Raw genomic sequence first — 12833 nt, 5'->3', positions numbered from 1 at the left:
GGGGAACCGCTATGCTCGGAATGGACGCCGTCACCGGCAAGCCGCTTGAAGGCCTCGCGCACCTCAAGCAATCAATCACGGACATACTTTCAACCCGCATCGGCACCCGGGTGATGCGCCGCGACTACGGTTCGGATCTTCCGAACCTTGTAGACAATCCCATCAACTCCGATTTCGCGGTCGACCTTTACATGGCGCTCGCCGAGGCAATCACCCGGTGGGAGCCGCGTCTACGATTGCGGGAAGCTTCGTTTAATCCCCTCGGCGACGGCGTTATAGAATTCGGTCTAACCGGCGAATATCTGCCGGAAGGAAAGATCATCAGCTTAAACGGAATCGTCATCAAATGACCCAGGCGCAATATACGCTAGAAGGGCTTCCGGTCCCGGCGGTTATTGCGACCCTTTCCTACGAAGAAATTCGGCAAGCTACGATCAATAAGCTTGTGGCGCTGGACCCGGACTATTCGGCGTTGCTCGAAAGCGATCCCGCGATCAAAGTAATTGAGGCGTCGTCGTATCAAGACCTTGTGTTGCGCGAGCGCGTCAACGATGCCGCAAAAGCCAACCTTCTGTTCTTCGCCGCTGGTTCGGACCTCGACCACCTCGCCGCGTTCTATGACGTGCTTCGGCTTGTGGGTGAGACGGACGCCGCATTGCGTAGCCGCACCATCCTGGCGATACAAGGCCGGTCGACCGGCGGGCCGGAAGAACGCTACAAGTTCCTCGCCCGTACCGCTGATGTCCGGGTAAAAGACGTCGCCGTTTATCAGGTGGACGGCGGGCCGAAGCTTCGCGTCGCCCTGCTTTCGCTGGTCAACGGCGGCGTGCCAGATGCGCCCATGCTGGCCGCTGTTACGGCCGCCGTGACGGCGCCCGATGCCCGTTCCATCAATGACGTTATCGAGGTCGTGTCGGCTACCCAGGCGCCGCAAAACATCGTCTTGAACGTGTGGCTTCTGCCGAACGCGCCGGCCGCGATCCTTGACAGCATGGAAACGCTCATTCGGTCCGCGTTCTTTGACGAAGGCGGAATCGGCTTTGACCTGAATCCGTCTTGGATTTCGGCCCGCGTCCATATCCCCGGCGTCGCCAGGGTCGAGGTCGTCACCCCGGCGGCTCCAGTCATCGAAAATGACAACCAAGCGGCGACGCTCGGCACCGTCACCGTGAACCTGGCGGGGCGCTCCCGATGACGACGGCGCTTCACCTTCTCCCAAAGAACGCTTCGCCCTTTGAGCGCGCGCTATCCATGTCACTGGATAGGACGCCCGATTTCGGCGCGATCATTGACGGTATCGCTGGCCTGAAATACGGCGTCATCCCCGCCGCCTTCTCGCCCTGGGTAGTGGCGGAATACGGCCTTGGCCCGATATCCGAGTATTTCGACACAGACGCCGAAGTGATTGCCGCCGGCATCCCGTGGCAGCGTGTCCGGGGCACCCCGGCCGCCGTGCTCGCGGCGCTGTCCTGGCTCGGCTACACCGCGCCCCATATCGAGGATCAGAACGAACGGCGCCGGAAGTGGAACCGCTATCAGGTCGCCATGGGCTTGGTGCCTGAAGCTGAATTGCCAGTGCTTCGCGACGCCGAATATCTCGTCGGCATTTCGGACCCGGCGCGCTCGGCGTTCATACGCGGCTGGCACGGCTACAACGTCCGCGCTCTCGAATGGAGCGAACAGAAATGGGGCGAATCCCTTTGGGGTGACGACAGCGGCATTCGTCTTGACGGCGGAACGGTGAAGTGGAGCCACGGCGAAGACCTCACTGCCAGCATTGTAGCAACCTCGGAAGAGCGCGAAGCCCTCGGGGTTAACGTCTCGGTCGGCGACGTGCTGCAATGGGGTGCGTTCCCGTGGACGGCGCCGGGCATTTCATGGAACGGCGTTACTGATGCCGGGGCCTTCAAGTCGTTTCTGCTGTCCAGCCTGTCCGTTTACGTGGCCTTCTATGACGCCGCCGGCCAGGTCATCGGCTACCGCCGTCCCGTAGCCGTTCGGGACGTGACCGCGAACCATGACTCGGCGCCGGGCCAGGTGTTCTTTCAGGTCGAGGCGCGAACCGACTTCGGCGATAGCGAGGGCGAGCAATGCGCTTCCGTGGGGCTGGTTTTCCGCGCTCACAACGCTAACGCCGCGAAGCCTGGCAAGCTTTGGCTCGAGCCGCAAGAAATCGCCTTTGAGCCCGGCTTTGACCCCGCCGATATGAAGATCGGCGCCGTCCCGGTCGACTTCACCTTCCGGCGGACAGTCCGCCAGCACGTCACCATCGAATTGGAAATCTGAAAATGGCGAACGAACAATATCTGATCTTCGACAAGGCGACTCGTCCCGACCTGGCCGATATCTATGACCGTTCGCAGGCTAGCCCGCCGCGCGAGCGGGTGTTGATGCGCGAGCGCAAATTTGCGCAAGGCGCCGAATTCAACGAGGCGTTTTCTATCGAGGCGAGGAAGCGAACCAACATCGGCAACATGGTTGCCAGTGACGGCGACCGCCGCAAGGGTTGCGAAATCATTGTGGACCCGTTCAGCGGCGACACCACTCTGGCGGCCGGTGAGGTGTACGTGCGAGGCGATATCCGCCCGGTTGACGAGGCCAGCTTTGCGGGCCTGCCGATTGTGGGCGATGTCGTCGTCGGCGTTCGCGTTTTGCAAACGGTTGTGACACATGAGGAAGACGAGTCCTTGCTCGGCCTGCACGAGGAAGCGATTGTTTCTTACGGCGAACCTGGCGCGGCACGCGAAGAGCTTTCGCTTGTGTGGGGTTGGAATGGCGACGGCCAGGCCGGCGCTCTTTATCGCGTCTACCAGATCCGCGACGGCTTCGTTGTCGACCAAACCCCGCCGCCCTCGCTGTCCGGGTTTAACGCCGCAATGGCGGCTCAAGACTATGACGCGCACGAAAACTATGTCGCTCGCGGTTGCCGGGTAACGGCCCTCGGCCTGTCCGGCGGAAAACAATGGTTCTCTATCGAGGAAGGCACCGCCAATATCCTCGGATACAAGCGGACCCGGAACACCGCGACTCGCTTCGGCCAGCCCGAAGAGCCGGATATTCTCAACATCGCCTCGGAACCGCATACGTTTGACGATGGCGGCACCGGGACCGCGACCATCGCGCTCAACCGCTCGCCGATCAATTCGGTCGCGCAAGTCATCGTGACGAAGGAAGTTACCGAAACCATCGTTCGCGGCGCGGTGGCGAACACGACTGACCTTCTCGGCCATACCGGCGTCGTTTCTATCTCACTGGTGAAACAGGGCGCGACGACCTATGTCTCGCCCGCCAGCTACACGCGCAACGGCGACCGTATCGATTGGTCGCCAGGCGGCCCGGAACCGGCGCCCGGCTCTTCCTTCGATATCACCTATCGTTACCTCGACGCCGTGGTGCCCTCGGTTGTCACGCCTACCGGCATCACCATTTCCGGCGGTGTCACGGGCGGCAACGTGTTCGTGAGCTACAACTTCAATCTGCCGCGTCACGACCTCATCTGTCTCGATAGGGACGGGAATATCGTTTACCTCAAGGGCATTCCCGCCGTTGAGCAACCGCAGCCGCCGGCCCCGCCTGCCACGCTGCTGGCGCTTTGCGTGGTCGAAAACGATTGGTTCGGAACGCCTGCCATCATCAACAACGGCACGCGGTCGCTTCCGTTCTGGCAACTCCAACGCATGTATGACCGCCTTGTCGACGCCATCGACCTGATAGCACTGGCCCGCCTGCAAATGGATATTTCAGCGCGTGAGCCTGTGGCGAAAAAGGGCGTGTTCGTGGACCCGCTCAATGACGACCGCTACCGCGATGCTGGCGAGGCGCAGAACGGGGCGGTATTCAACGGATCATTCCAGATTCCGATCATCCCGAGCTTCCAAGCCTTTTCGATGGCGGCCCCGGCTTGCCTCACCTACACGGAAGAGCCGCTTATCTTGCAAGAGGCGGTGACGGGTTGCACGAAAATCAATCCTTATCAGTCATTCGCGCCGCTGCCGGCGAAAATGTACCTGACGCCTACTCAAGATTTCTGGACGGAAACGCAAGACGAGTCGCTTTCGCCGATTACCCAGGTGTTCGGCCAGGGCAATCGTTCCCGCGTCACTAATGTCGAGGTCATCACGTCCACGCGCGATGTAACGGCCTATTTCCTTCGCCAGATCAATGTCGCATTCGAAATCGACGGCTTCGGCCCCGGCGAAATCCTGCAAAAGCTCACATTTGACGGCATCGACGTTACGCCGGCCGGCCCTCTCGCGGCCGATGTCAACGGCAAGGTCGTGGGCACCTTCACTATTCCGGCGAATGTCCCCTCTGGCACCAAGCACGTCGCCGCCGTGGGCGCTGGCGGCGATAGCGCCGCCGCCGAGTTCACCGGCCAGGGCCGCATTGAGATCAGCACTAGCCAACAGATCACGACCGTACAGCGTTTCCGTGATCCGCCACCGCGCAACACGGGCGGCGGCAGCGGAAACGGCCAAGGGGGTAACGGCGGGAGCCGCACCGACCCGGTGGCGCAATCTTTCATGTTCGCCGAGGGCCGGCACATCGCCTCTATCGAGGTGAAGTTTTGCGCCATCGGCGACGCCTCGCAGCCCGTGCTTTGCGAAATCGTCACGATGGATAACGGCTACCCGACGACCGATGTCATCGCGCAGACCGAAACCGATATGCATTCCGCGATCATCGGAACCTGGCACAAATTCACCTTTGATCCCCCCGTCTTCATTCCGGCCGGTGTTGAAACCGCCTTCGTTCTCAAGACGAATGACCCGAACCATTCGGTTTCCTATGCGGCGCGCGGCGGCTTCGACGCGGCCCGGCAGGAATGGATTGGCGCGCAGCCCTACACCATCGGCGTTCGTTTCAGTTCCTCGAATGCCTCGACCTGGACAGCGCACCAAGACGAAGACCTGACTTTCCGCCTCAACGCGGCGAAGTTCGATCCGGTATCCAAGACAATCGCCCTCGGCACCGTCACCGCGATTTCGCTTTCCGATTTCATCGCGGAAGCACAGGTGTTCTTGCCGACCGGCGACACCCGCGTCGTGTTCGAAATCGAGCCCGTGGGCGAGACCCCGGTGCGCATCGAGCCCGGCCAGGTGTGGGAGCGGCAATCGTTCTTCACCGGCAACGCCGCTTTGCGCGCCATCCTGACGGGCACCGACAAGGTTTCGCCAATCATGGGCCGTGACGTGCTTGCGATCAAAGGCACGATGCAGGCCAACGGCGTTTATGTCAGCGACGCGTTCACGATGGGGAACCTGATCCGCCTCGACGCGGTGATGAAAACCAAGCTGCCGGCAGGCTCGGCCCTTACCGTTCATTACGACAAGGCTGACGATAATTGGCAACTGCTGCCGCAGGCGTCGGCCACGGTGCTGGCGGATGGCACCTTTGAGCGGACTTTCCGCACGACCGGCCTGACCGCGATTCAGGGCCGTATCCGTCTCACGCTCACCGGTTCACCGGCGGCTCGCCCGGCGGTTTCCGACCTTCGCGCCTTCTCGATTTGAGGTTGACCAATGACCATCGACACCGCAACCCCGAACCGGAACTATCCGCTGCCGAGCGGCGGTAACAACCTCTCTCATGACGTGAGTCGGTTGATTGCCGCGCTTCAGGCCGTAGATGTGGACGTCGCGGCCATTCTCACCGCCTTGGTGCAGAAGGCCCCATTGCTCAACGCAGCGCTTTCCGGGGCGCCTACGGCCCCGACTCCGGGCAGCACCGACAACTCTACCCGCATCGCAACCACGCAATGGGTGCGAGCGAACTTTGCAGACTTCATCGGAGCCGCACCGGCGGCCTTGGACACCATCGCAGAACTGGCGGCGGCGCTACAGAATAACCCGGACATAATCACGCAAATTCTGACCTCGGTCGGCCTCAAGGCGCCGCTTGCGAGCCCTGCTCTAACAGGCGTGCCCACGGCGCCCACGGCGGCTCCAGGCACGAACACGACTCAAGTTGCGACAACCGGGTTCGTCAAAGCGGCTGTCGACGTTGTACTCGGCGGTGTGTCCGCCGCCTTCGACACGCTGTCCGAAATAGCGGCCGCGCTTGCAACCAAAGCGAATCTCGCGGGCGGAAACGCCTTCACGGGTCCGCAATCCATCGCACCAGGAACGGCGGGGATAATCGGGCAGAATGGATCGGGCGCCGGGGCGGGCTTGTCCATTGGCACGCCTAACCCTGCCACTGGCGCGGCGGCTTTCATTTCGCTCAACCGAACCGGCGCCTATGCCGTCAACTTCGGCCTGGATACCGACAACAAGCTGAAGGTTGGCGGCTGGTCAATGGGCGCCGTAGCCTATGAAATCGTGCACATGGGCAACGTTGCGACCTTGCTCGATACTCGATACGCGGCCTACCGCGTCACCACGATTTCCACCGCCGCCCCCTCGGGCGGCGCGAACGGCGACCTCTGGTTTCAGGTGTAATCATGTCGTCATACGTGAAAGATGCCGGCGTCTGGAAGCCTGCGCTTAATGCCAATGCTGGCCGGAACCATATCAAGGACGGCGGGGTCTGGAAGCTGCCTAAGCAGGGATGGGCAAAGGACGTCGGTGTATGGAAACCGTTGTTTCCTCCGTATATACAGTATCTAGGGTACACTCTATTCCCGAACCCAGGTAATCAGGACTTCACTGTGGCTAATGTCACAGTACCTGAGGATTGTATTCTGGTAGCTACACTGCTGGCGTACGGCCCAGTGGCTCAGACCCCTACTAGTATGACGGTGGACGGCGTGGCAGGCACACTTGCTGTTGCCACGACCTCGAATACCTACAAGGGTAGTATGGGGTACAAGGCTGTTTCAGCCGGTACTCGTAGCGTTACTATGAGCCTTAGTGGTGGTAACGGTCAGAGCGGTGTGGCAGATGCTATTATGGCGTTTTGGGCAGTTACAAGGTACAGAAACAGCATACCTGTGACCCAGAAAGCTACCGGTACTGCTACGTTTGCTTCTGCAACTCTGTCTGCGCCAAATGACAGTGCAACCATATGGGCACTTCTGCTGAGTGGCAACCCAACTAGGACGTGGTCACTGGCTACGGAAAACCAATACGTTCTTGGACCCACCGGTGGACGCAGCTTTGCACTAGCCCTCTTAGGGTATAACACCCCTGGCTCATACACGGAGACCGTTACTCTAAGTGGTAGTAACCAGTCCGTGTTTATGGGCATGAACTTTACATAAGAAAGGATTACTATGAGCAACGACATCTTCCTCGTAACTAACGAGGCTGGACTAGGGTATACACTAGGTCATCCTGGCTGGCTAACAGGTGACACGCCGGAAACCGCTCGTCGGTTGACGGCTGACGAACTCGTCGCCGCCGGCTATGGGCTTAAACTGATCGATGAACCGCCGACCTTTGATGCCGGTAAGCAGGCGTGCGCGGTCGCGCCGATTGATCAATGGGAAGTCACGGAAACCACGGCTACGGTAAAGTACCTTGTCACCGATCTGCCTTTTGAAACTGTCCGCGCCCTCAAGCTCGCCGCGCTAGCTGACAAGCGGTGGAGCGTTGAGACGGGAGGTATCGCCATCAACGGCGCCCCAGTTCGAACGGACGCGAACAGCCAGGCCAAGATTACCGGCGCGGTTTCGCTTTTCCAGAACGACCCATCCTTGGAAGCCATCGACTGGGAAGCTCAGCCGGGCGTTTGGGTAACGCTGGACGCGCCAACCATGAAGGTAATAGGCGTCGCGGTTGGCCGCCATGTGCAAACCTGTTTCAGCCGCGCCAGGGCATTGTCGGCGGATATTATGGCGGCGGCTGACATCGAAGCTCTTGACGCCGTCGACATCGAGGCGGGTTGGCCAGGCCAGTGAAGCCGCCACCTCGGCGGTAAACGCAACATCCTTCGTTTGCGAAACGTCAACGCTGGCCTATGAAAGCGTTGACATTCGGAGATCGCAATTATGGCTGGCACTCAATTTCTGCACGGCGTCGAAATTATCGAAATCGATGACGGCCCCCGCCCCATTCGCACCGTCCGCTCTTCGGTCATTTTCGTGGTCGGCACCGCCCCGGACGCGGACGCGCTGGCGTTCCCGCTAAATACGCCGGTGCTGATCGCCGGTAGCCGCGCCGAGGCCGCGAAGCTGGACACCTCGGTCGGCAAGACCCGACTCGGCACCCTGCCGAACGCGGTCGACCTCATCCTGCAACAGATTGGCGCCGTCATCGTGGTTTGCCGCGTTGACGTGGGCGCGAACGATGGCGAAACGCTCGCGAACGTGCTTGAGGGCTGTTACAAGGCCCTTGAGGCGCAATCGGCCGTGGGCGTCACCCCGCGTATCCTGATCGCCCCCGGCTTCACCGGCGAGCGTCCGGTCGGTATTTCCGGCCATGGCGCCATCACCCCCGGCAACGGCGGCGCCAATGGCACGTTCGCCCTGGCCTTCACCGGCGGAACCGGCTCGGGCGCCGAGGGCACCTTTACCGTTGCCGGCGGCCAACTCACCGCGATCACCATCACCAAGGCCGGCCGCTACACCGTGGCCCCGGCGTTCTCGTTCGCCGCCTCGGCCGGCCTCGCGGGTGCCGCTTCGCCCGTTACGCTCGGCGCCACCGCGAACGCCGTTGTGGCCGAGCTTATCGGCATCGCGGAACGGCTTAAGGCCGTCATCATCGCGGACGGCCCGAACACCAATGACGCCGCCGCGCTCACCTATGCCGACGACTTCGGCTCGAAACGAGTTTACGTGGTCGACCCTGGCGTGAAGGTTCCGCGCGGGGCCAACGTCAACAGCGAACCCGCTTCCTCGGCGGTTGCTGGACTCATCGCCAAGATCGATAATGACCGCGGATTCTGGTGGTCGCCGTCAAACCAGAATATCAACGGCATTGTGGGCACCGACCGGGCTATCGACTTCGCCCTGGGTGACGCGAACAGCCGCGCAAACCTTCTCAACGAAGGTAACGTCGCTACCATCATCCGCGAAGACGGTTTCCGCCTTTGGGGCAACCGCACCCTGTCCAGCGATCAGAAATTCGCTTTCCTGTCCGTGGTTCGCACGGCGGATATCATCAATGACTCCATCCTTCGCGCTCACCTTTGGGCCGTGGATCGCAACATCACCAAGACGTACATTGATGACGTTGAAGAGTCCGTGAACGCCTACATTCGCAGCCTTGTTGCGATGGGCGCTCTTATCGGCGGCCGTTGCTACGCCGACCCGGACCTCAATTCGCCCGCGTCCATTTCGGAAGGCAAGGTGTGGTTCAACATCGAATTCACGCCGCCTTACCCGGCCGAGCACGTCATTTTCCGGTCGCGCATCGTCAACGACTTCCTTGAGGATCTTGTGCAATGAGCACTCCCACTTTCGCGCTGCCGCGCCAGCTTAAGGCGTTCAACCTGTACTTTGACGGCAACAGCTACGCCGGCCGCTGTGACAGCATCACGCTACCCAAGATTGCCCTCACGACCGAGGATCACCGGGCCGGCGGCATGGATGCCCCGAAGAAATTGGAATTGGGTATGGAAGCGCTTACCGCGTCCATCACCCTTTCCGATTACGACCCCGCCATCATCAGCCTTATCGGCGTGGATGGCATCGCCTTGGTTGCTCGCGGTGCCGTGCAGCGGCAAGGCGCCGCCGCCGAGGCCGTGGTCGTCAACATGCGCGGCATGCTGACCGAAACCGAATTCAGCGAGTGGAAGCCCGGCGGCAAGTCCACCAAAACGCTTACCTATGAACTCGATTACTTCCGGTATCGCCAGGTCGACGTCGAGTACGTGGAAATAGACATCATCAACATGGTTCGGAAGATTGGCGGCGTCGACCAGCTTGCCACTCAGCGAGCCGCAATCGGCCTCTAAGGATGCATGACAATGACGACCGATATTCGCAAGCAAAAGCGGCACCCCTTGGTGGAAGCCATCACCATTGAAGGCCGCGAAGTCACCGAAGCCGTCTTGCGCCGCATCAAGGGCAAAGACATTCGGGACATGGAACGGCACGATTCGGACCTGGACAAAACCGCGTTCATCATTTGCCGCCTCGCCGGCTGGCCGCCCGAGGCGTTCGATGAACTGGACGCCGAGGATATCGACGCGCTCGGCAAGATCATTGAGGGTTTTATGGGGAGGCGGAAGCGGGCGGCCTAACGCTCGAATCCGTCTCTAACCTCATGGCGGATATCGCCGTGATCTTTCACTGGCCGCCGTCCGAACTTTGGGAACTAGACCTTTCGGAACTCGCGATGTGGCGGGGCCTCGCCGCCGCTCGCGCTGGCAAAGCGAAAACGTAAATGGCCGGAAAGCCCACGGCGGAAGCCACCGTAAAGCTATCGCTGATCGACCGCATCACCGGGCCGCTAAAGCGTATTTCGGCGCGCCTCTCCGCGCTCGGCACCCGGCTAGGCTTTGACCGCATCGGCGCATCCGTCAACCGCCTCGGCAAGAGCATTATAGGGCTCGGGAACGGATTGACGCGGACGACCGCCCGCCTGTCTTCATTCGTGGCCCTTCTCGGCCTCGGCGCCTCGGGTGCCGTTGCTGGCGCCTTCGCCTTGGCGAAGAGTGCGTCGGACCTCGGCAGCGAGATAGGCGAAGCCTCGTTCAAACTCGGCATCGGGGTCGAGGCCTTACAGGAATACCGGTTCGCCGCGAAAATGAGCGGCATTGAAAATGAAACCCTCACCAAGGGTATTCAGAAGCTCGGAATCAACGCCTCGGAAGCCGTCAAGGGCAATAAGCAGATGGCGAAGAGCTTCGGCGCCCTAGGCGTACCCTTGAAGGATACCAAGGGCAAAATGCGGTCAACCGAGGCCGTGCTTAATGACACCTTCACCGCGCTAGCAAAGATCAAAGACCCGCTTCGCCGCAACGCCCTGGCGTTCAAGCTTTTCGGCAAGTCTGGCGTCGACTTGGTCAAGATGCTGTCCGATGGTTCGGCAGGCCTGGCCGAAATGAGGCATCAGGCCCGGCTTACGGGTAGCGTCATGAGCGCGCGGGCCGCCGCTGCCGCCGATGAATTCGGCGACAATCTTGACGCCCTCTTGATCCGTTTCGAAGGCCTGAAGCTGTTTATCGGGGTCCAGCTTCTGCCGGTGCTCAATGAGGTTATCGAAGCGACCACGAAATGGTTTGACGCCAACGCCGGCCTTGTCCGGCAGTCAATCACGGAATGGGTAGGCGCGTTCGCCAAAGTGCTTCGTGACCTCATGAATCCCGCTTCGGAGATCCGGCAGAAAATGGCCGGCATGGCCGAGGGCGTAACGTCATTCCTAAACGCCATCAAACCCGTTGTGGACTTCGTGGGCGGGCCTATGAACGCCACGCTGCTAGTGCTCGGGGCTTGGACGGCGGCCCCTCTCATCACCGCATTGACGGCGGTTACAGCCGCGTTCGTCACCCTGGGTATCACCATCATGGCGACGCCCGTGGGCTGGATACTTGCGGCCGTGGCCGCCATCGCCGCCGCCGCGTACTTGATCTATCAGAACTGGGATAAAATCGCGAAGTGGTTCGGCGACTTTTGGGATTACGTCAAAGGCCTGTTCGCCTCGGCGGTGGCCTATATCCAAGGGATTGCGGGCAAGCTGTACGATGCCGGCGTCGCCATGGTGCAATCCATTTGGGACGGCCTTAAATCGAAGTGGGCGGACGTGGTGGCCTGGCTGAAAGGCGCCGTCAATGACCTCGTCGGCTGGCTTCCCGATGTCATCAAAACCAAGCTCGGCATTGACATAAACACCGCCAAGCTGCCCGAGGGTCCGAACGCCCCTGCAGCGCGCGCTGGGGCCGCCGTGGGCGCTCTTGTGCCGCCGAAGGTGGAAACGCCCCCGCCGCCCTCGCCTGGCTTCGTGTCGGGCGCGAAACCGGCGGACATGGGTTCGCTGTCCGCCACCATTCGCGACCTCATGAAGCCGTTGAGCGAGGTGACTAAGCAGGGCTCGCCCATGAAGGCGGACGAAGTCGACGCCGGCACCGTCAAGGCGGCAAGCATACAGATAGCGGAACCGCTCATTGCCCATGAGCCGCAACAGATCAATGCGCCGCTCAACGTGGGCGGCATCACCGTGAACGTGCAGGGCATGACGCCAGGCGAGGCGCAATTGATGGTCACGCGGGCCATCGGCGCCGCGCAAGCCAAGCACCAAGCAAATCTGCAATCGAGCCTTTCGGATTGATCGATGTCTACAATGATGGGCCTCGGGCCGTTCCGTTTCAGCCTCTCAACGGCGGCCTACCAATCGCTTGAGCGGGGCGATGAATTCCGATGGGCTGCACAAGAGCGCATCGGGCGCGAGCCCGCAGCGCAGTTCATCGGGCCAGGTCAGACCACGTTCACCTTGAGCGGGACCATTTACCCGCACTTCCGGGGCGGATGGGGCCAGGTCGAGGCCATGCGCGCCGTTGGCAAGACCGGGGCGCCGCAAATGCTGGTTTCCGGCCTCGGGCGAATCTTCGGGCTCTTCTACATCGAAAACGTGGGCGAAACGCAAACCATCTTTTGGGATAACGGCGCGCCTCGAAAGCAAGAATTTAACCTTGGTCTTAAGAGCTACGGCGCGGACGGCGGCCTTTTCTAATTATCCTGGGTTCGGCGCGGTTGCCGGGTCGGCTATGGTGTTTGCTAATTGCAAACAGGTGGCAGATGAACATTTACCGCGCCAGCGATGGCGACATGGTCGATGAAATTTGCTGGCGCTTCTATGAGAAGGGCCAACAGCCGCTTGCCGTCGAACGGGTGTATGACGCGAACCAAGGCTTGGCGAAGCTCGGGCCGGTTCTGCCGGCGGGAACCATCGTCAAGCTGCCGGACCTTCCGCGCCCGCAGACTACCCCGATCATTCGGATTTGGGGTTAGC

The 12833-nt window shown here is 61.0% G+C and carries 13 protein-coding genes; all 13 read left to right on the top strand.

Annotation, left to right across the window (positions count from 1 at the left end; all coding sequences use genetic code 11):
* The first annotated feature begins 20 nt into the window (after positions 1-20).
* The 13 genes from O7A05_RS09020 to O7A05_RS08960 all read left to right on the top strand — a co-directional run bounded on the left by O7A05_RS09020 (position 21) and on the right by O7A05_RS08960 (position 12832).
* Positions 21-350: a GPW/gp25 family protein gene (locus tag O7A05_RS09020; RefSeq protein WP_337092638.1), complete on the top strand. Its 330-nt coding sequence runs from the start codon at positions 21-23 to the stop codon at positions 348-350.
* Entirely contained in the window at positions 347-1195 is an 849-nt protein-coding gene (locus O7A05_RS09015; RefSeq protein WP_337092637.1) for a baseplate assembly protein, read from the top strand. Before O7A05_RS09020 ends, O7A05_RS09015 begins: the two co-directional genes overlap by 4 nt.
* Positions 1192-2286 carry a phage tail protein gene (locus O7A05_RS09010; protein ID WP_337092636.1) on the top strand — a complete coding sequence of 365 codons (1095 nt, stop codon included), beginning with the start codon at positions 1192-1194 and terminating at the stop codon, positions 2284-2286. Before O7A05_RS09015 ends, O7A05_RS09010 begins: the two co-directional genes overlap by 4 nt.
* A 2-nt stretch (positions 2287-2288) precedes the next feature.
* The gene (locus O7A05_RS09005; RefSeq protein ID WP_337092635.1) at positions 2289-5513 is read left to right on the top strand and encodes a DUF4815 domain-containing protein; all 3225 of its coding nucleotides are present in this window, start codon (positions 2289-2291) and stop codon (positions 5511-5513) included.
* 9 nt (positions 5514-5522) lie between these two features.
* Positions 5523-6440: a hypothetical protein gene (locus O7A05_RS09000; RefSeq protein ID WP_337092634.1), complete on the top strand. Its 918-nt coding sequence runs from the start codon at positions 5523-5525 to the stop codon at positions 6438-6440.
* 773 nt (positions 6441-7213) lie between these two features.
* Positions 7214-7840 carry a DUF4376 domain-containing protein gene (locus O7A05_RS08995; RefSeq protein ID WP_337092633.1) on the top strand — a complete coding sequence of 209 codons (627 nt, stop codon included), beginning with the start codon at positions 7214-7216 and terminating at the stop codon, positions 7838-7840.
* Positions 7841-7930: 90 nt separating this feature from the next.
* Entirely contained in the window at positions 7931-9328 is a 1398-nt protein-coding gene (locus O7A05_RS08990) for a phage tail sheath subtilisin-like domain-containing protein (RefSeq protein WP_337092632.1), read from the top strand.
* Positions 9325-9837, top strand: coding sequence for a phage major tail tube protein (locus O7A05_RS08985; protein ID WP_337092631.1), 513 nt, complete (start codon positions 9325-9327; stop codon positions 9835-9837). The genes O7A05_RS08990 and O7A05_RS08985 overlap by 4 nt, the downstream gene beginning before the upstream one ends.
* 12 nt (positions 9838-9849) lie before the next feature.
* Positions 9850-10125 (top strand): phage tail assembly protein, encoded by a 276-nt coding sequence (locus O7A05_RS08980; protein ID WP_292291162.1) that lies wholly within the window; start codon positions 9850-9852, stop codon positions 10123-10125.
* A gap of 23 nt (positions 10126-10148) precedes the next feature.
* Positions 10149-10268: a GpE family phage tail protein gene (locus tag O7A05_RS08975; protein WP_292541842.1), complete on the top strand. Its 120-nt coding sequence runs from the start codon at positions 10149-10151 to the stop codon at positions 10266-10268.
* Positions 10269-12152: a phage tail tape measure protein gene (locus O7A05_RS08970; RefSeq protein WP_337092630.1), complete on the top strand. Its 1884-nt coding sequence runs from the start codon at positions 10269-10271 to the stop codon at positions 12150-12152.
* 3 nt (positions 12153-12155) lie between these two features.
* Entirely contained in the window at positions 12156-12554 is a 399-nt protein-coding gene (locus tag O7A05_RS08965; RefSeq protein WP_337092629.1) for a phage tail protein, read from the top strand.
* Positions 12555-12619: 65 nt separating this feature from the next.
* Entirely contained in the window at positions 12620-12832 is a 213-nt protein-coding gene (locus tag O7A05_RS08960; RefSeq protein ID WP_292291152.1) for a tail protein X, read from the top strand.
* Position 12833: the final 1 nt, after the last annotated feature.

Origin of the sequence: Mesorhizobium argentiipisi (SeqCode), assembly GCF_037179585.1 — a bacterium.
In the GTDB taxonomy this organism is placed as follows: Bacteria; Pseudomonadota; Alphaproteobacteria; order Rhizobiales; family Rhizobiaceae; genus Mesorhizobium; species Mesorhizobium argentiipisi.
Note: the sequence above shows the minus strand (reverse complement) of the source record. Positions and strands in the feature narration are given on the sequence as shown.